General features: G+C 69.2%; 16 protein-coding genes. 7 read left to right on the top strand and 9 right to left on the bottom strand.

Features of this window, described 5'->3' with window-relative positions; all coding sequences use genetic code 11:
* The first annotated feature begins 57 nt into the window (after positions 1-57).
* The gene (locus tag ADK36_RS36040; protein ID WP_053200603.1) at positions 58-606 is read left to right on the top strand and encodes a hypothetical protein; all 549 of its coding nucleotides are present in this window, start codon (positions 58-60) and stop codon (positions 604-606) included.
* A gap of 266 nt (positions 607-872) precedes the next feature.
* On the opposite strand, the gene ADK36_RS49190 is transcribed toward ADK36_RS36040, so the two are convergent.
* Entirely contained in the window at positions 873-1,049 is a 177-nt protein-coding gene (locus ADK36_RS49190) for a hypothetical protein (RefSeq protein ID WP_159029186.1), read from the bottom strand.
* A gap of 383 nt (positions 1,050-1,432) precedes the next feature.
* Positions 1,433-2,701: an MFS transporter gene (locus tag ADK36_RS36035; protein WP_199830322.1), complete on the bottom strand. Its 1,269-nt coding sequence runs from the start codon at positions 2,699-2,701 to the stop codon at positions 1,433-1,435.
* Positions 2,702-2,913: 212 nt separating this feature from the next.
* Between ADK36_RS36035 and ADK36_RS36030 the strand changes: the two genes are divergently transcribed.
* The gene (locus ADK36_RS36030; RefSeq protein ID WP_053200570.1) at positions 2,914-3,348 is read left to right on the top strand and encodes a hypothetical protein; all 435 of its coding nucleotides are present in this window, start codon (positions 2,914-2,916) and stop codon (positions 3,346-3,348) included.
* Between the two features lie 14 nt (positions 3,349-3,362).
* Here the strand turns inward: ADK36_RS36030 and ADK36_RS36025 are convergent, their stop codons facing one another.
* Positions 3,363-3,920 (bottom strand): hypothetical protein, encoded by a 558-nt coding sequence (locus ADK36_RS36025; RefSeq protein WP_048582710.1) that lies wholly within the window; start codon positions 3,918-3,920, stop codon positions 3,363-3,365.
* A 73-nt stretch (positions 3,921-3,993) separates the two neighbouring features.
* Complete coding sequence (locus ADK36_RS36020; RefSeq protein ID WP_048582709.1) at positions 3,994-4,713, bottom strand: haloacid dehalogenase type II; 720 nt, start codon at positions 4,711-4,713, stop codon at positions 3,994-3,996.
* A 494-nt stretch (positions 4,714-5,207) separates the two neighbouring features.
* Here ADK36_RS36020 and katG point away from each other — a divergent pair, with 494 nt between their 5' ends.
* From katG to ADK36_RS36000, 4 genes are all read left to right on the top strand, one after another.
* Complete coding sequence (katG, locus tag ADK36_RS36015; RefSeq protein ID WP_053200567.1) at positions 5,208-7,397, top strand: catalase/peroxidase HPI; 2,190 nt, start codon at positions 5,208-5,210, stop codon at positions 7,395-7,397.
* 174 nt (positions 7,398-7,571) lie between these two features.
* Positions 7,572-9,524, top strand: coding sequence for a pentapeptide repeat-containing protein (locus tag ADK36_RS36010; protein WP_048582707.1), 1,953 nt, complete (start codon positions 7,572-7,574; stop codon positions 9,522-9,524).
* Between the two features lie 235 nt (positions 9,525-9,759).
* On the top strand, positions 9,760-12,711 hold the full coding sequence (locus ADK36_RS36005) for a hypothetical protein (protein WP_048582706.1): 2,952 nt from the start codon (positions 9,760-9,762) through the stop codon (positions 12,709-12,711).
* A gap of 67 nt (positions 12,712-12,778) precedes the next feature.
* Positions 12,779-13,285, top strand: coding sequence for a GNAT family N-acetyltransferase (locus ADK36_RS36000; protein WP_053200564.1), 507 nt, complete (start codon positions 12,779-12,781; stop codon positions 13,283-13,285).
* Positions 13,286-13,312: 27 nt separating this feature from the next.
* On the opposite strand, the gene ADK36_RS35995 is transcribed toward ADK36_RS36000, so the two are convergent.
* The 4 genes from ADK36_RS35995 to ADK36_RS35980 are packed head-to-tail and all read right to left on the bottom strand — an operon-like array spanning position 13,313 to position 17,185.
* A complete protein-coding gene (locus ADK36_RS35995) occupies positions 13,313-14,527 on the bottom strand; it encodes a beta-ketoacyl-[acyl-carrier-protein] synthase family protein (RefSeq protein ID WP_048582704.1) in 1,215 nt (404 codons plus the stop codon).
* Positions 14,524-14,784 carry an acyl carrier protein gene (locus ADK36_RS35990; protein ID WP_048582703.1) on the bottom strand — a complete coding sequence of 87 codons (261 nt, stop codon included), beginning with the start codon at positions 14,782-14,784 and terminating at the stop codon, positions 14,524-14,526. The genes ADK36_RS35995 and ADK36_RS35990 overlap by 4 nt, the downstream gene beginning before the upstream one ends.
* 41 nt (positions 14,785-14,825) lie before the next feature.
* A complete protein-coding gene (locus tag ADK36_RS35985; protein ID WP_234330009.1) occupies positions 14,826-16,415 on the bottom strand; it encodes an MFS transporter in 1,590 nt (529 codons plus the stop codon).
* Positions 16,412-17,185 carry a thioesterase II family protein gene (locus ADK36_RS35980; protein WP_234330008.1) on the bottom strand — a complete coding sequence of 258 codons (774 nt, stop codon included), beginning with the start codon at positions 17,183-17,185 and terminating at the stop codon, positions 16,412-16,414. Before ADK36_RS35980 ends, ADK36_RS35985 begins: the two co-directional genes overlap by 4 nt.
* Positions 17,186-17,530: 345 nt before the next feature.
* On the opposite strand from ADK36_RS35980, the gene ADK36_RS35975 reads away from it, so the two are divergent.
* A complete protein-coding gene (locus ADK36_RS35975) occupies positions 17,531-18,955 on the top strand; it encodes a Gfo/Idh/MocA family protein (RefSeq protein ID WP_048582700.1) in 1,425 nt (474 codons plus the stop codon).
* A 271-nt stretch (positions 18,956-19,226) separates the two neighbouring features.
* Here the strand turns inward: ADK36_RS35975 and ADK36_RS51650 are convergent.
* On the bottom strand, positions 19,227-19,440 hold a 214-nt coding region (locus tag ADK36_RS51650; protein ID WP_425315504.1), incomplete at its 5' end, for a hypothetical protein.

Here is a 19,440-nt window from a genome sequence, read left to right as displayed (position 1 = left end):
GGCTCTTGGCCTGCCCCCGCCCTTGCCGCTGATGTGACCGAGCGGCAGAGTGACGTCGTGATCATTCCATTCTTACGCGACGACGTGCAGGGTGCGGTAACGGTGACGCTGGAGCGCGTCGATGATCCTGCTGCGATCGGCAAGCACCCCTCAGCCGATGGTTTCCCCTGCTGCACCGCTGAGGTGGACTATCCGGGCAAGGGATATCGGGCCCTGTTCGGCTGGGTTCAGCTGGTGCGTTCGACGGACAATTCCTCCGGCGGGGCCGCCTTCGACATGGACCCGTTCTACCTGTTCGAGGATGCGCCGTCACCGTACGCCTTCTTCGGCATCAACCCCACCTTGTTTGACGCACCGTCACGGGCCGAGAGGGACCCCCTGGCCTGGACGGCCCACAGCTATCTGGCGTGGACACCGATGGAGGACGCCGAACGGCGCGTCCTGCCGCTGGCCGGCTTCTCCTGGGGGTTCAACATCGACGCCGCCAGCCGCATCACGCTGCAACAGGTTCAGTCACTCACTGCTGTGGACTGGGACACGCACCTGCCCCACCTCGGCGCTTCCCATCCGGGCTGGGTATTCGAAAAATGGCAAACCCCGCAGTGAGCCCTGACGGCCTTCGCGGCGGGTGGTGGCCGTGCTGAGGACAGGCCGGGATGACCAGTCGCGTTCGTGCTCGCGGGAGGTCTGCTGACTGTCGCGGCGGGAGGTTCGCCCGGCAATTCGCCTGGAATGCACGATCCAGGCCGTTGTCAGCCGGATGAGTGCCCTGCTTGGGTGGCGCTACGACCACGGTCAGCCCGGCGTGTCGGTTCCCTGCTGGGCCGGCGTGACGAAGGCCCCGCTCGCGTGGACCGGGGCCTTCGTCGTGTTCAGGTGATCAGGTCCTTCGGCGGGTCGAAGGAGGCGACTGGCGGCGCCGCCGGCGTGGTGGCTGTGCTGCCGCCGCTCTCGGGTTCCGAATCGGACTTGTCGTCGCTGCCGCTGCAACCGGCCAGCAGGACGACAGCGGCGACGACGCTGACGACGGCCATCGGACGCTGCATCATTGGGTACTCCCCCAGTCAACCCGTAATGATCGGCTCGAGCGCGGGCAGTTCCCCGTCCCCCGGCTCAGGCAGCCGTATGGCCCGTACGGTCCACCAGACGGTCCGCGCTGAACCCGTAGCCGTACCCCCGCTCCTGAACCACTGGATCGGCAACAAGCTCGCACAGGAATCGGGCGGCGTGAGACCACCGCTCCACGAAGTGGACGTCTGAGCTCCGCGGTCGTCGACCTCTTGAGGCCATTGAGGTCTTCTCAGTGGTGCGATTCTTCCCATCCCTTTTGGGCGCTGATCGTCGCGATGACAGCTCCGGCGCTGGCTGGGAGCGACATGTCAACGAGCAGCGCCCCTGCCATCGAACAGGACCCTGCGCGAGATGGTCTGTTTCAGGATGCCTTTTGGTCGGCGGGCTTCTCGATCTCGGTGGTCACCCGTGCCCCTCGGAAGAGCACCGGGAGCCACAGGAGACATGCCAGCAGGGGGACCGCGGCGTAGGTGGCCATGCCCACACTGGAGCCCAACCCGTCCATGACCGCGCCGAGGACGAGATAGCCGATGCCGATGAGCGCCGACTCCACGAATGCGATCATCGACAGCAGGCTCGCCCGGTGGCGCGACGGCACTGCCTCGTTGAACACGTTGTCCACGATCACGGCGGTGATCTCGGGAATCCCGGCCAGGACCAGGAACGCGGCGATGGTGACCCAGACAAGGCCGAGACCGCTCAGGCCGAGCGCCACGGCGAGCGTCAGGAGAGACACCGGGACGATGACCCGATACCCGATGCGCCGGTCCGCGCGGTCCGACAGCAAGGGAGTGAGCCCGCCGACGAAGAATCCCGCCGCTATGACCACGCTGACCAATGCGGTGCCCGCTCCCTGATCGGACAGGGTCTTCTGCGTGAAAATGATGTACGGCGTCAAAGTCGCATGCATCAATCCGGACACCACGACAAGCGTCACGAGCGCCGGCGTGGCGACCCGAAGCATCGCCCGCCATGCCGTGGCGTCGCCGTGCCCCTCGGCTCCGTCCTGCTCGTCCACCGCGTCCGCGCCGCGGATCTCGGGCACCCCTGACATCAGCACCACCACGGCCAGGACGAGGCACGCCGCCGAACCGACGTAGACGACTCCCCAGGAAATCTGCTGCAGTTGGCCGCCGAGGACGATGGCGGCTCCCGAGGCGACCGTCCCGAGCATGGTGAACCGGGACTTGATCTTGACGTAGCCGGCCGTTGCACCACGACGCACGAGCAGGTCGTACAGCAGGGCGGTGTCCGAACCGGACACACATGCCATGCCCACACCCTGCCCGATGAACAGCGCCAGGAACACCCAGTAGTTGGAGAACGCCACCTGACCGAGCAGACATCCAGCTATCAGCACCTGGCCGATCACGATGCTGGCACGCCTGCCGATCCGGTCGGCGATGACTCCCGTCGGCAACTCCACAAGTCCACTGACCAGGTAGAGCAGTGTCTGCAGTAGGGCCACTTGCCCGACGGAGAAGCCGCGCTGATAAAGGAAGAGGACGAATACGCCGCGCTGGAACAGCGTGTTGGCGAGCACGGCGTATACGTAGAACGGGCGCGTGACACTTCGTGCTGCATCGTCGACCGCAGCCGACCCGCCAAGGACCTCCGTGGTGCCGGTCATGCCGCGGGCTCCCCCTGGTGACTCCGGTGATCATTAGTGTTGGGCCTCCGCCGCCGACCGAGACCTCAAGCCCATACCTCGCGCAGGATATTGGGCCGACCATCCGGGAACCGTTTCCTGTCCGCCCCGGACGGCACCCCGCTGTAGGTCTCCGATGTCGAGCCGGTCTCCACCCCCGACATCACCGCCGCCGGCTGCACGTCCTGCCCGCGTTGCACAAGGCAGCCGCAGACGGCCTGCCCACCCTGGCCGACAAGGGATACATCGGCGCCGGCATCGGCATCCGCGTCCCGGTCCGCCGCCCGAAGGGGACGTTGGAACAAGCCCGCGACACCGATACCGATACCGACACCCGCACCACGAACTGCCTGTTCAGAGACCTCCGCGCCCTCGGTGAGCGCACCGCTGCCGAACTCGAAGAAAGCCGGCGCACGCTCAAGCGCGTCACCCTCAGCCCCACCCGTATCGGCGGCACGGCCCGCGCCGCCCTTGCCCTCAACCGTCACTGGAAGTGCTCTTCACTGAGAAACCCTCATCGTGTGGAAGTGCCGCATCCGAACAAGCGACACAACGCTACGGACGACCTCGTCATCGCCCACCTGACCGCACCGCACCTCGCTGCGATCCTCATGTGGATCCGGCGCTGACCGAGAACCTGAACCTACGACAGCGGCCGACCGCCAAGGCCCGTTCGCCTCACGCCGCGAGGTGAGAACGTCATCGGTCCTATCCAACCGTGGCGGACAAGGGCGATCTGGGAGGGCAACGGTGACACCGGATCGAGGGCCCTGCCACGTGACCAGTTCTCGAACAGCCCCTCGGTCGTCTCGACGGCGGACACCACCATGGTGACCTTGAAGTCCCCATCGCTCCAGGTGTTCCACAGCGCCCAGCCCTCGGACCTGGGCTCCACGCCGATCCGTGCGCACGCCTCCTCGTACCCTTCCTCCACTCCGGCCGGCATGGCCCCGGGCTTCAGAACCGAGGCTCCGACGAGTCGGACCCGAGGCCGGTCCTCCTCCAGACAGCCATCGCCCTCGAAGTGGTAATGGCGCAGAGCCCTGGCAACGGCGTTCACGCTGCGCTGCAGCGGTGTCGAATCTTCCGGGTCCTCCTGGTACGAGAGCCATCCTTCGTTGGACGCTTCCACGCCGACGCGGTTGGCGAGGCGCTCGATCTCCCGGAGATAGTCCCGTTCGCTGAGCTCGGGTGCAGTCATGATCCGAAGTTTCGCACCATGCCCGCTGGCACCAACACACGTTTTCGGTGGGATCAAGGAGACAGGTCCTGGTTCAGTTCTCGGGCGACCGAGGACGCGCCCCACAGACCTGGTCGAGTTGATCGGCCAGGCCGGCCAGGTCGTCGGCGTACAGGTCGAACCGGTCCGAGGAGGTGGGCGGGTCACCGGCAGGGCGGGAGACGTGAGCGGTGCGCAGGCCGAGGTTCTGTGCTCCGCGCAGGTCCCAGGCGTGGGCGGCGACCATCAGGAGTCGCTCCGGCGGTCGTCCGGAGAGGGTGACGGCCAGTTGGTAGACCGCTGGGTCTGGCTTGTAGGTCCGGGCGTCCTCGGCGGACAGGGCCTGGTGCCAGCGCAATCCGGCGTGGGCGTTGAGCTCCAGCAGCGCCGTCCGGCTCGCGTTGGAGAGTCCGATCAGCGGGAACCGCTCGGCGAGTCGGGCCAGCGCTGCCACGGTGTCGGGCCACGGCGGGAGCCTGCGCCCCGACTCGGCCAGCGCCGCCACGGTGGTCGAGTCGTCGACCCCGGCGGCAGCGGCGACGAGCCGAGCGGCTTCCAGGTCGAGGAGGTCGCTGGTGAGGTACGGCCGGACACCGTCGAGCATGCGACGTTGCTCGCGGTCGACGTGCTGCTGCCACAGAGACACAAGCTGCTCGACCTTGGGCTCGTCGAGCGAGGGGGCGAGTTCACGAATGCCGGCGCGGATTCCGGCGGGTTCGTCGACCAGCGTGCCGAGTACGTCGAACACGACGGCATCGATCTCTGGCTGGAACATGGGTGAGGTCTCCCGGAAGAAGAAGCAGGGAAGGGAAATGAGTGGGTGTTGGCCGAACACCGCGGAAGCCACCCGGATTCCCGATCCGCATGGCGTGTGCGGCACGGATGGCCGGTAAGAGATCGCTGTCCCACCGGTTCCGCAGGGACGTCCGCCAGGACGAATCCCGTGGATTCACCGACGCGTCCGACGGCATGCTCGAACAACTCGCCTCGCACGGCGCCGCACCGCAGCGGTCCGTCACGAACGGCTCCCTCGACGCCTCCCACAAACGTATTCACGGCACGCCTCAGGCATCGTCCCGAGCGGCGCCCGCTGGATCGTTGAGCGCGCACGCCCGAACGGAAAAGCAACCTCTTCGCGGACGTTTCTTGTGCCGGGTGCTCTGCGTGTTTCATAGCGGTGCCGTCTGTGGTGCGCGACCATACGGACGCCGACCCATCACAATCATCGGCATTGCGCGTGGAAACACCGAAACAGAAAGAAGGACGTACGTGTCCGGCAGCGAAAGCGAAAACCCGGCAATCGCCTCCCCGACCCCCACGCCGACTCGGCCCAGAACAATCCGGGACTGGTGGCCGAATCAGCTGGACCTTCAGATTCTCCACCAGCACTCGTCCCGCTCCAATCCGATGGACGAGGACTTCGACTACGCGAGAGAGTTCGCGGCCCTCGACCTCGATGCGCTGAAGCAGGACGTCTTCGAGGTGATGACGGCGTCCCAGGACTGGTGGCCTGCCGACTACGGCCACTACGGGCCGCTCTTCATCCGGATGAGTTGGCACGCCGCGGGCACGTACCGGGTCGACGACGGCCGGGGCGGTGGCGGCTCGGGCGCTCAGCGCTTCGCCCCCCTCAACAGCTGGCCGGACAACGCAAGTCTCGACAAGGCGCGCCGTTTGCTCTGGCCGGTCAAGCAGAAGTACGGCCAGAAAATCTCCTGGGCCGACCTTCTGGTCTTCGCCGGCAACTGTGCCATGGAATCCATGGGCTTCAAGACGTTCGGGTTCGGCTTCGGGCGAGAGGATATCTGGGAGCCAGAGGAAATCTTCTGGGGTCCCGAGGACACCTGGCTCGGAGATGAGCGCTACAGCGGCGACAGGGAACTCGCCGCTCCCTTCGGCGCCGTCCAGATGGGACTGATCTACGTCAATCCGGAGGGGCCCAACGGCAACCCGGATCCGATGGCCGCCGCCAGGGACATTCGCGAGACATTCGGGCGCATGGCGATGAACGACGAGGAGACGGTGGCCCTCATCGTCGGCGGCCACACGTTCGGCAAGTGTCATGGCGCTGTCGATCCCGCGTACATCGGTCCGGAACCCGAGGCCGGCGCCATCGAGCTGCAGGGCCTCGGCTGGCGCAACACATACGGCAGCGGCAAGGGAGCCGACACCCTCACCAGTGGGCTCGAGGGCGCCTGGACCTCCGAGCCGACCAGGTGGGACAACGGCTACCTGGACAACCTGTTCCGGTACGACTGGGAGCTGACGACGAGTCCTGCCGGTGCCAAGCAGTGGACTCCCACAGATCCTTCGGCCAAGGACACGGTGCCCGACGCTCATGATCCGTCGAAGAGACATGCACCCATGATGCTGACGACGGACCTCGCGCTGAAGCTGGATCCGCTCTACGGCCCGATCGCGAAGAGCTTCCACGAGAACCCGGACCGGCTGGCCGAGGCGTTCGCCAAGGCGTGGTACAAGCTGTTGCACCGCGACATGGGACCCGTCACGCGCTACCTCGGCCCCTGGGTCCCCGAGCCGCAGCTGTGGCAGGACCCCGTCCCTGCGGTCGATCACGAACTGGTCACGGACGAGGACATCGCTGCCCTCAAGGAGAGGATCGTCGCCTCGGGGCTGTCCGTCTCCCAGCTGGTCACGACCGCTTGGGCGGCGGCGGCCAGCTTCCGCGGCACCGACAAGCGCGGCGGGGCCAACGGGGCCCGGATCCGGCTCGCGCCGCAAAGGGACTGGGAGGTCAACCACCTGCCCGAGGTGGCGCAGGTGGTGCAGACGCTGGAGCAGATCCAGCAGGACTTCAACCTCTCACACGCCGGCGGAACGAAGGTCTCGCTCGCCGACCTGATCGTCCTGGGCGGGTGCGCGGCCGTCGAGCAGGCCGCGAGGAACGCCGGGTACGACGTCACGGTCCCGTTCGCACCGGGGCGCACGGACGCCTCGCAGGAACAGACCGATGTGGAGTCGTTCGCCGTACTCGAACCCAAGGCCGACGGGTTCCGCAACTACCTCCGGGCGGGAGAGAAGCTGTCGCCGGAAACCCTCCTGCTGGACCGCGCCAACCTTTTGACGCTGACCGCTCCCGAGATGACGGTCCTGATCGGCGGCATGCGGGTCCTCGACACCGGCTACAAGCGATCCCCACACGGTGTCTTCACCCACCGGCCCGAGACATTGACCAACGACTTCTTCGTCAACCTGCTCCACATGGGCACGGAGTGGAAGGCCGCGGCTTCGGACGAGAACGTATTCGAAGGCCGAGATCGCGTGACGAACGAGCTCAAGTGGACCGCCACCGCGGTCGACCTCGTCTTCGGTTCGCATTCCCAGCTCCGAGCCGTCGCGGAGGTCTACGCGTCCCAGGACGCGGGAGACAAGTTCGTGCGTGACTTCGTGACCGCGTGGGACAAGGTGATGAACCTCGATCGGTTCGACCTCACCTGAACCCGACGTCCCGGCAGGGGAAGTTGCGCGGATCGCTCAGAGCTCCCGTAACGCTCCCGTGGTGGGCACGCGAACTCCGCTCACAGCACGCGTGCCCGCCCCCAGGGCGCCGGCCGGTGATAAGTCGAATGGAAGTACCGGCGCCTGCCTCGACGATGATGTAGATCTGTCGATGTGGCCGAGCCCTCCCCGAACCCCGAGCTTCCTCCGTGGCCCCACTGCGGGCACGGTGCCGACCCAGCGGCCGAATCCGTCGGCTGCCGCGGCATCCATGTATCCGGGCACACAGCATGCCTCGCCCACCTGAGAGACGCGGACCGCGCCGCATACCTCGCCACGCTGGCGCCCGGCTCCGACGTCGACCACCGTGGCACCCCCTTCACCGAGGCGCTGCTCTCCTCCCTCCTACGCGCTCTCCACGACCCCGCCACGGGACAACCCCACTTCGGCACCGCCTGGTTCGACGAGGCCCGCTTCTCCGGCGACACCTGGTTCGCCCATGCCCGGTTCGCCGGCGTCGCTGGGTTCACCCATGCGCACTTCTGCGGTGACACAGGGTTCGACCGCGCGCAGTTCTCGGACGCCGTGCGGTTCGAGGAAGCCCGGTTCTCCGGCATCGCGGGCTTCACAGGCGCGCAGTTCTCCGGGGCCGCCCGGTTCGACGGTGCCCGGTTCGCCGGCGACGCCTTGTTCACGCGTGCGCAGTTCTCGACCACCGCGGGGTTCGGCAGGACACAGTTCTCCCACGACGCTCGATTCGACGGCGCCCACTTCTCCGGCGATGCCTGGTTCGCGCAGACGCAGTTCTCCGGTGCTTGGTTCGATGCGGCGCGGTTTTCCGGCGACGCCTGGTTCATCCATACGCGGTTTGCCCGCACGGCGGGGTTCATCCGTGCCGAGTTCTCCGGCCATACCTGGTTCGAGGGGGCGCAGTTCTCGGACATCGCCCGGTTCACCGGGGCGCAGTTCACAGCGGCTTCGTGGTTGGGGCCTGTGGTGTGTGCGAAGGAACTCGACCTGTCCGGTGCGTTGTTCGAGGTGCCGGTGACGCTGCAGATAGCGGCGCGCATGGTGCGCTGTGGGAGGACGAGGTGGGAATCAACGGCGACGCTGCTTCTCCGCTACGCGAAGGTGGACCTCAGCTACGCTGTTTTCTCCTGCCCCGTCGCGATCGCCGCCTATCCCGCCCCGTTCACCAGCGGCGATCCCGCTCCGTTCACCAGCGGCGGCAGGGCGGTGGACGAAAGCCTGCTGGCAGGCTCCGAAAGCAGGGTACGGGTGACCTCGGTGGGCGGGGTGGACGCCGCGAATTTGGCCCTGACCGACACCGACTTGAGCGAGTGCCGCTTTTCCGGCGCCTTCCATCTGGACCAGATCCGCCTCGAAGGCAGCTGCGCTTTCGCCTACACGCCCACCGGCCTGCACCTCCGCCACGGCGTGTGGCCGTACAGGTGGACCCGTCGACGTGTCCTGGCCGAGGAGCACCATTGGCGCACGCTAAGGGCCGATCAGACACTCCGGTCCCCTTCGTCCCGGCACTGGCGGCTTGGACATCACCACGCCAATTCCGTTCTCAACCCCGCCCCGGAAGCCATAGCCGTGCTCTACCGCCAGCTTCGCAAGGCATTCGAGGACGGAAAGAACGAACCTGGTGCCGCCGACTTCTACTACGGCGAGATGGAAATGCGCCGCCACGACCGCACCGGCACTCTGCCTGGTGAACGGGCTCTTCTGAGGGCCTACTGGCTGGTGTCCGGCTACGGCCTGCGCGCCTCACGTGCCCTCGGCTGGCTCACCGCCTCCATGCTCGTCACCATCTTGCTGATGATGGGCTTCGGGCTGCCCCACGAATCCCCCAGACAGGAGGCAACGGGCACCGTGCCACCCGGTGGGGGCAAAGTCACCTTCCAGATCGACACGGAGGACCCGAAGAACCCCACCGGCGACCGGTTCACCAGCAAGCGGTTCGAGAAGGCGCTCAACGTGACCCTCAACTCGGTCGTGTTCCGCTCCAGCGGCCACGATCTGACGACGGCCGGTGGGTACATCGAAATGGCATCCCGCTTTTCGGAGCCGATTCTTCTCGGCCTCGCGGCCCTCGCCATCCGGGGTCGCGTGAAGCGGTGACAGGCAGGGTGGGCTGCGTACGCGACGCCTCCTGGCCCAGCCGACTTCCGGTGCCCGAACTCGCGTCGAGCGCGTCTTGCGTACTCGTCACAGCGTCGCTCGTGCTTCAGGTGGCCGACGCGCTCTGAAAGGTCGTAAGAATCCCGGCGTTCATGCGGTGCAGCGCGTTTCGGTGTGGGTATCAGCATCGGATCCGGCAGTGCCGGGTCGGGCGGATGCGACGGGGGCGGAGCGAGTGGCAAGAGAGGTCTGGAGCGGCAGCGCCGGGATAGAGGCGGCCGACGCGGTGTTCGAGTTGACGAGACGGCTCATCGACAACTTCCGGGACAACCCGCCGGTGACGCCGCTGGTGGTTCTGCAGGCCGGTGAGGAGGACGACACCGGCACTCTGGACCGACGGGTGGCGCAGGTCGTGGAGTTCGTCCGCCAGGGCCATCAGCCGCGGGGGCTGATCGCCAAACGGCTGGACGGCGGAGGCGGCGCGGACGCGTACTCCTCGGCGATCGACATGGTGCGCCAGTTGTGCGAGCACCCCTGGGACAACCAGAACCAGTCGCAGTACAAGGCGTTCGCCTTTCCGCGCTCGCGGCTGCTGCGTGCCATCGAGCAGGCCGCGCCGGAGGTCGGCGGAGACGTGAGCACGGTGTGGTCCGCCGCCCAGCGCCGTGAGCGGCTGATGCGGCGGCTGGCCGAGCTGCGCTGGCGGCCGGGGCGTGATCCGGACGGCACCGACGAGGAGCGGCGGGTCTCGGCGGTGACGGACACCGTCGGTGCGGTGGTGAACCCGTCCGGTTTCGTGGGCGCGATGTTCATCGCGTGCCTGAGCGTGCTGCTCGGCGAGGGCGGGTGGCAGACGGCTGTGTGGGGCGGTGGCCTGGCGCTGGCGGCGTTCGGCGTGGTGCATCTGCTGGCGCGGAGCGCGCCGCCGCTGCTGTGGCTGCGGCGGGCCAGCAGGTGGTTCGCGACCACGACGTTCCTGGCGCCTTCGAGCGACCGGCCGGAGGCGGCCGAATGGTCCCGGTGGCGGCCGACGAAGTCCTGGGAGACGATCCGTGGCCGGGCCTTCGCCGTCGCCCAGCAGGTGGTGGCCGCCCAGGCGGGTGATGCGACGGCTCGTCAGTTCCATCTGGAGCTGCGGGTGCTGGCGTTGCTGGAGGACCTCCGCGAGAACTTCCGGCCCCGGACGCTGGACCTGCGCCGCCGCAAGCGCACGGTGCCGCCCGTGGTGTATCTGCCGTGTGCCACCGAGGACGACGGCGGCCTGCTGTTGCTGCGGGCGATCAGCAACGTACGCACCCGCCGCAGCGAGGTGGATCCGCTGCTGGTGCTGGCCGCGATCCCGGCGGCGGAGCGGCTGCGGCCGCCGGGGTCCGAGGACCCGGAGCGGCTCACCGCAACGCTCCCCGACGGGCCCGCGCAGGACGATCCGGAGCGTGCCTTCGCGGCGGACGCCAGGTACCAGGAGTGGGTGACCGGCCTCAACGTCGGCCAGTCCCCCGGGCGGTCGGCCGCGCTGCCGTGGATCCTGTGGATACCGTTGTCGGCCGACGAGTTGCGCCGTCGGCACTCCGCGCAGCACTCCACCACCCGCATCCGCCGCACGGCCGCCTGGCTGCTGTGGTCCCGGCCCTGCCTGGCGGTGGTCCTGGCCATCGCCCTCGCCCTCGGCTTCCTGGGCAATCGATGGATGGCCCAGCGCTACTGCGAGGGCCGGCTGATCGGCTCCAACACGGACTCCGTTCTGGTTGCCGGTGAGTGCGTGGGGATCGCGACCGGGGACGTACGGCTGGCCGCGGGCAACGGGCTGGAACTGTACGGGGCCGGCAAGGGCGTCACCTTCGAGGCGGTCGAGGAGGCGATCAGGGCCGAGAACGCGAAGATCGGCCCCGCGGACAAGTACGTGACGATCGTCTACGCCGGGCCGATCACCGCTGCGGACGAGTCCGACACCCGCAAGGGGCTCGAGGAGATCACGGGTGTCTACCTCTACCAGCACTACGCCAATGTCAGCACTCACCAGCCGACCAAGATAAGGGTCCTGCTCGCCAACAGCGGCGAGAACATGCTCCACGTGCTGCCCATGGCCCGGCACATAGCGGAGCTGGCTCGGCGCGATCGGTCGGTCGTGGGCGTCGTCGGTCTGGGACGCGACACCACGGAGAGCGACGACGCCGTGGAGATCCTCAAGGGCGCGGGCCTGCCCGTGGTGAGCACCACCAACTCCGGCAGCCATCTGGCGCGGAAGCTGTCGAACTGGTTCGGTCTGGCCGCCACCGACGAGGAGGAGGCGGACGCGCTGCTCGTCGTCGCCAGGCAACTCGCCCGGCGCGAGGAGGGCGCCCGGGCCGTGGTGCTGTCCCGCAAGGTCGGCAGCGAGAAGGACTTCTACACGACCGAACAGGCCAGAGTGGGCAAGGGGATGCTGGACCGGGCCGGCTTCACGCCGCTGCCCTCCCACTCGTACGGGCTGAGCCCCAACGGCGAACCGGAACTGACCGATCCGGTCGAGGACATCTGCGCGAGTGACCCGGTGCCCAGGGCCCTGTACTTCGCGGGCCGGGTGGAGGACGTGCCCAACCTGATGTCCCAACTGGGCTCCACGCCCGGCTGCTCCGGCCGGCCCATCACCGTGTTCACCGGCGACGACCTGGCCAAGAGCAACTACGACGAGGGCGAGAGTCTGCGCATCCCCCCGGAGGTCACCCTCTACCACTTCGCGCTGGCACCGATGGACCTCGTCGGCGCGGCCGGCTTCTACGAGGACGCCCGTCGCGTGCTGGTCGACCTGCTCCCCGCGGGCACGCCGGCGACCGCGCTCACCGAGCCTGCCCGGCCCTGGAACGACGCCCTCTTCTCCAGCGGCCAGGCGGTTCTGGCCTACAGCGCCACCGCGGTGCTGTACCGGGCCTCGAAGAACGGCGACGCCCCGCAGACCGCCCCGGAGACCTGGGCCGACCTGCGCTGGCGCCCCAACCCGAACCTGCCGGTCGGCACGGTCAGTTTCGCCGGCAGCCAGCCGTACGCCGATCAGCGGGGACACGGCTACAAGATCGTGCGGGTGACGTACCGTGGGCACAAGGTGCGATCGGTCACCGTGTGCGGGCGGCCGGCCGGCAGCGACCAACCGCTCTCCGCGCCGCCGGGCCGCAAGGGCGCCGACCCGGACACGGTGTGCCGGGAGGAGTGACCCCGCAGCGAAGCGAGCTCGCGGGGCGTCCACACGAACACCACCGCCGAACGGATCTCCACCCATCATGCGCAACTGGACCACGCGCGCTGAGACCAGCGCCGACATCCCCGCCATCCGTGACATCGTCCTGGCCGCGTTCGACACCCCCTTGGAGGCCGACCTCGTCGACGCGCTGCGTGCCGACCCCTCCTGGATCGAGGGGCTGTCCCTCGTCTCCACCGGCGAGGACGGCCGCCCCGTCGGCTACGCGCTGCTGACCCGCTGCCACATCGGCGACACCCCGGCCCTGTGCCTGGCCCCGTGCGCCGTCCGGCCCGAGGAGCAGAACGGCGGCGCCGGCTCCGCGGCCGTCCGCGCAGCCCTCGCGGCGGCCAGGGACATGGGCGAGCACTACGTCGTCGTCCTGGGGCACCCCACCTACTACCCCCGGTTCGGCTTCACCCGCGCCTGCGCCCACGGCATCGGCCTGACCATCGACGTACCCGACGAGGCCCTGATGGCCCTCGCCCTGGACGCCGAGCACCCGCTGCCCGGCGGAATCGTCCGCTACGCCGCACCCTTCGGTATCTGAAGCCGTCCCGGTCGGCCGAACCGTGGGTCAGCGGCTGGTGAAGACCAGGGCGGCGTTCTGCCCTCCGAACCCGTAGGAGGTGCTGACGGCGGCTCCGGCGCGCGTGGTGCGGGGGGCCTTGGCGACGATGTCGAGGTCGATGTCGAGGGCGGTGTCCTCGTGGTTGGCCGTCGGTGGGATCAGACCGTACTGGAGCGTCAGGACGGTGACGGCCGCTTCGATCGCGCCCGCGGCGCCGATGGCGTGGCCGATCGCCCCCTTGATGGACGTGACGGGAGGCGGCGTGGCGAACACGGTGTTGAGGGCGCGGGCTTCGGCGAGGTCGTTGAGGCGGGTGGCGGTGCCGTGGGCGTTGATGTGGCCGATGTCGGCGGGTTCCAGCGCGGCGTCGGCGAGTGCGGCGGTGAGCGCCTCGGCGGCGCCCCGGCCCTGGGGGTGGGGGGCCGCGTAGTGGTGGGCGTCGCAGGTGGCCGCGTAACCGGCGAGGTGGGCGCGCGGCTGGCGGCCCCGGGCCCGGGCATGTTCGGATCGTTCGAGGACGAGGACGGCGGCGCCCTCGGACAGCACGAACCCGTCGCGGGAGGAGTCGAAGGGCCGGCTGGCCCTCGCTGGGTCCTCGGTGCGCTGGGAGAGAGCGCCCATGCGGTGGAAGCAGGCCGCGGGGATGGGGTGGCGTACGGACTCCGCGCCGCCGGCCAGCACGATGTCGCACGTCCCGGCGCGCAGCAGGTCGCGGGCGGTGCCGATCGCGGTGGCTCCGGACGCGCACGCGGTGGACACGGTGAAGTTCGGTCCGCGGGCGCCGGTGTCGAGACCGATCTCGGCGGCGGACATGTTCGGCACGCTGCGCGGGATGGCGAGCGGGGAGATGTCCAGGGGCCGGTCGTCGGCGAGTTTGGCGAACTCGCGGTCGTAGCGTTCCATGCTGGCGGTGCCCGAGCCGATCACCACGCCGACGCGGAGCGGCTCCCATGTCCGCGGGTCCAGGCGGGCGTCGGCGAGGGCTTCACGGGCGGCCAGGATCCCCATGGCCGTGAACCGGTCCAGCCGCCACGCGGACGCACCGATCAGTCGGCGGGCGTCGAACTCGGGTACCTGGCAGGAGATGTCGACAGGCAGCCCGGCCAGCTGTTCGTCCCGCTGTGCGGTCGACCTGCCCTGGAGCAGGGTCTGCCAGGTGCTCTCCGTGTCGAGGCCGGCCGGGCTGACGATGCCCAGGCCGGTGATCGCGACACGGGTCATGCGGTGTTGTCCGTGGCGGCCAGCACCGTGTCGCCTCGCGCGGTGTCCAGCAGGGTGACCAGCTGACCGACGGTCTTCGGCAGCTCTGTGTCGTTGAGCGTGATGCCGGTGCTCTCCTGGACCGCCAGGCCCATCTCCAGCAGCGCCAGCGAGTCGAGGCCGAGGTCCTCGAAGGTTCGCTCGGGGGTGATGTCGGCGGCGTCGATCGGGAAGGTCTCCGTGAGTACCTGGGTGATGGTCTCCAGGGTCGTCGCCATGCGTGTCTCCAGACCTGTTGGGGGGTCAGCGGTGTGGGTGGTCAGTCGGAAAGGGGCGTCCCCGCCTCCGGAAGCGGTGCTGGGCGGGTGCGCGGTGGCGGCAGGGGCGCGGTGCGTGGGGCGAGCCAGCGGGCCGCGGCCGCGGCGGTCAGCAGCACGACGGCTGCCGCTGTCATCGCCGTGAGCGTCAGGGCGTCGATGAACGCGTCGCGGGCGGCCGAGAGCACGGCGACGCGTTGAGCCGGTGGCAGGAGGCCGGCCTGGTCCGGCACGGAGAGGAGGCTGTGCCGTGCGGCGTCCGCCACCGCGGGAACGGCGGCCGTCACCGCCGGTGTCTCGACGAAGCGGCTGGTGAACACGGCCGTCAGGAGGGAGCCCTGGACAGCCACGCCGAGAGCGGATCCGACCTGCCGGGTCGCGTCGTTGATGGCGGAGCCCAGGCCGGCCTGCTCGGTGGGCACCGACTCCATCACCGATTCGGTGCCCGCCGCCGCCACGAGTCCGGCTCCCATGCCCGCGATCGCCTGGAACAGCGCGCAGTGCCCGTAGCCGGACTGGGCCGTGGTGGTGGCCCAGACGCCGAACGAGGCAGCGACGACGAGCAGCCCGGCCACCACGGTGGTCCTGACCCCCAGTCTGCGCTGGACGGCGACGGCGGCCGCCGCACCCACGGCCAGCCCGGCCGGCAACGGCAGGGTGCGCACCCCTGCCTCGACCGGGCTGTAGCCGAGCACGCCCTGCAAGTACAGGGTGAGGACGAACAGGGCGCCGAACAGGGCGAAGGACATCAGCGCCAGTGCCGCCGCGGCGACTCCGATGCCCGGCCGGGCCAGCAGGTGCAGCGGCAGCATCGGCGCCGGCACGTGCCGCTCCCAGGCGAGGAACGCGGCCAGAACCAGCCCGGCGAGCGCGAACCCCGTCATGACCGGCCCGCTGGTCCAGCCCCGGTGCGGACCCTCGATGATCGCCCACACCAGGGCCAGCAGCCCGGCGGTGGACAGGAGCGCCCCTACGGCGTCGAAGGCGGCTGACCGGTGTGCGCGCGACTCGGGGACCACGAGGCAGGCGGCGGCGATGATCACCACGGTCAGCGGGAGGTTGATCCAGAACGCGGCCCGCCACGAGGCGTGCTCGACCAGCCAGCCGCCGATCACCGGGCCGCTCAGCCCGCCCAGCCCGCCCACCGCCGCCCACACGGCGATCGCGCGACGCCGCAACTCGGGCTCGGGAAACATGTGGTGCAGGGCTCCCAGGGTCGCCGGCATCAGCAGCGCCGCCCCGGCTCCCATGCCGCACCGCGCCGTGATCACCTGCCACGGTTCCCCGGCCAGCGCCCCGCCGACCGAGGAGGCACCGCACACGGCCACCCCCAGGACGAAGCAGCGCCGTCGCCCCCACCGGTCGGTCACCGCGCCCACCGCCAGGACGCTGCCGCCCAGCATCAGCGCATAGCCGTCGACGATCCACTGCACCTGTGCCGTGGTGGCATCCAGCGCTTCACGCAGCTGCGGCACGGCCACGTTCAGGATGGTCAGGTCCATGCCGAGCATGAACAGCCCGAGGCACACCACCCCCGCCGCCCATGGCCGTCGGATCCCGGAATCCGCCTCTCGACCGGGGCGCGCCGTCATGCGGCGGACACCGCCTTCCGGACCACCGAACCGAGGTCGGCCACCACCTGCGTCACCAGGGCCTCCGCCTGCCCGTGCATGTACATGTGGCCGCCCTCGAACAGCCGCGGCTGCGCCGGCGTGCTGAACAACTCGTTCCACCCGAGCAGTTGCCGCACGCTGGTGGTCGGGTCCTGAGCACCTCCGTAGAGCGCCAGAGGTACCTCCAGGGGAGGCTCGTCGCGGTGGCGATGGTGCAACAGGAGCAGGCAGTCGGCCAGCAGCGGCGTGCACGCGGCCGCCATCAACACCGGTTCCCTCAGGAGCCGTTGGGGGATCGCCCCGCCCACCAGCTGACCCAGGCCTTCCAGGCCCCCCGTCAACAGCGGCAACAGGCCCTTCGCATACGCGCCGTCCTGCGGCCCGCGAAGCGACGACAACCCCACCCACAACGGAGGACGGCCACCCGAGGCCCGCAGGTTCCGTACGGCCTCGAAGGCCACGAGGGCCCCCACGCTGTGGCCGAACACGGCGAAGGGCCGCGGATCGGCCGTATCGTCCACCGTCTCCGCGACCAGCGCGGCCACCGCGGCCGTGTCCGTCAGCGACGGCTCCTCCAGGCGCGGCCCCCGGCCCGGCGTGCTCACCGAGCACACCTCGACCCACGCCGGTACCAGGCCCACCCACGGCGCGAAGAATCCCGCTCCGGCACCGGCCGGCGGCAGGCAGTACAACCGCACCGCCGCCCCGGGACGCTCCTGAAGTACAACCCGCGTCAGTCCGCCAGTCACGGAAACCGTCCACATCCGCTCGCCGTACCTGCCTGGCCTCCAAAGCACCCCCAGGCGCCGCGGCTGGGGAGTCGGGAGTCAAGGCCATCGTTCCGCCTGCCGGGGACAGAGAGGAGATCAGCACGCCGCAGGCCGGACGACATTCACTGAAATGAGGCATCTTGCGACAGCGACCGGACCGGTCCGGCAAGCCGTCACTCAGCCGACTTTATGCTCGTTCCTGCTCGGAACTGCTTTCTATCGAGCACATATTGACAGGCACCTTCGGAGCCCGCAGAGTCATGCCCCGAAAGTCCCGACAGTGCCCGGCAGTGATGCAAGCAACCCAATGGGAGTGTTGCCGTCATGTCCGAAATACCCGCTGTCTCACGCCGTCTGCTCCTGGGCGGAGCCGTCGCCACCGGCGCGCTCGCGGCCGGGGTGACCGCCGCGGCCCCGGACGCGTCCGCCGCGACCGAACGCACGCCCCGCCGCCGGCCCGGACAGAAGTCGATGATCGGCGTGCCGTTCGAGGCCCACAGAACCGTCCGCGTCGGTGTCATCGGCCTGGGCAACCGTGGCGGAGGCATGATCATGGGCTGGGCTGCCGTGCCCGGCTGCACCGTGACCGCCGTCTGCGACATCCGCGCCGACCGCGCGCGCCGCGCCGCTGACCGGCTGGTGAGCAAAGGCGAGCCCCGGCCCGGCGAATACGGCGGATCAGCCGACTCCTACGCCCAGATGCTCCGACGCGACGACATCGACCTCGTGTACGTCGCCACGCCGTGGGAGTTCCACTACGAACAGGGCAGAGCCGCGCTGCTGAGCGGCCGGCACGCCGTCGTGGAACTCCCCGTCGCGACCGAACTGCGTCAGCTGTGGGACCTGGTCGACACCTCCGAGCGCACCCGAAGGCATCTGCTCCTCGCCGAGAACTGCAGCTACGGCCGCAACGAACTGGCCATGCTGCGGATGGCGCACGCCGGGCTGTTCGGAGACATCACCAACGGCCATGGCGGCTACTGTCACGACCTGCGTGAACTCCTCTTCTCCGACACGTACTACACCGACTCCTGGCGGCGGCTGTGGCACACACGCAGCACCGCGTCCCTGTACCCCATGCACGGGCTGGCCCCGATCGCGGCGGCCATGGACATCAACCGCGGCGACCGGATGACCACGCTGCGCGCCACCGCGACCACCCCGAAGGGACTGGCCGACTACCGCGAGCGCTTCATCCCCCGGGACCACCCGTCCTGGAAGGAGACGTACATCAACGGCGACCTGGTCACCTGCCTCATCGAGACGGACCAGGGCAGGGTCATCCGGGCGGAGCACGAAGTGAGTTCACCCCGCCCGTACAGCAGGATCAACACCCTCGCCGGCAGCCGCGGGATCGTCGAGGACTACGCCGGACCCGCCCCGACCGGCGCCCGCGTCTATCTCGAACCGGACCACGGCGGCCACACCTGGCGCGACTTCGCCGACTACCGCAAGGAGTTCGACCACTGGCTGTGGCGGAAGGTCGGCGACGACGCCGCGAACAACGGCGGGCACGGCGGCATGGACTACGTCCTTCAGTGGCGCGCCGTCCAGCTGATGCGTGCCGGGCTGGTGCCCGACATCGACGTGTACGACTCGGCCGCCTGGTGCGCGGCGGTCCCCCTGAGCGCCGCGTCCCTGGCGAGGAAGGGCCGCCCGGTCGAGATCCCCGACTTCACCCGCGGCGCCTGGGCCGGCAAACGGCCCGGACTCGACTCCGGCCCCACGGAGATGCCGCCCGTCGGCTGAGGTGGGGCCGCGCGAAGCCCGGCCGAAAACAAGCTCACCGACATCAGGCCATTTCATACCCCAGGAACTTCGGCCAGACCTTCCTCCGGCGAGCGGAATGAAAGACCTCTCACCTCCCCGTCCATGAGGACCGTTTGACCGTTCGAGCCACTGTTTGAATAGGCAATAGGGTCCGAATTCCAGTGGCCGGACAGAATTCCGCTCTAGGCTCCTGAGACGACAGCGACAAGGCGGGTACTTCGAGGCATCGAACACCGCGAACAGAAGGGAGTTACACCATGCAACCAATGACACGCTGGGCAATGACTGGAGTCCTGCTCACCACGGCTGTTGCGGGCCCCCTGAGCATGCCGGCCCACAGCGCGCCCGCCTCGCGCAGCTGCTTCCCACCGGCCGGGCACAGGCCGCCAGGACACCGTTCGTCCTGCTGGTCGTGCTGTTGCTGGGCGGCGGGCTCATCGCACTGCTGGTGCTGAACTCGGCGC

This window comes from Streptomyces viridochromogenes, assembly GCF_001270495.1.
GTDB classification, from domain to species: domain Bacteria; phylum Actinomycetota; class Actinomycetes; order Streptomycetales; family Streptomycetaceae; genus Streptomyces; species Streptomyces viridochromogenes_A.
The sequence above is the reverse complement of the archived record's forward strand: the minus strand, read 5'-3'. Positions and strand labels throughout refer to the sequence as shown.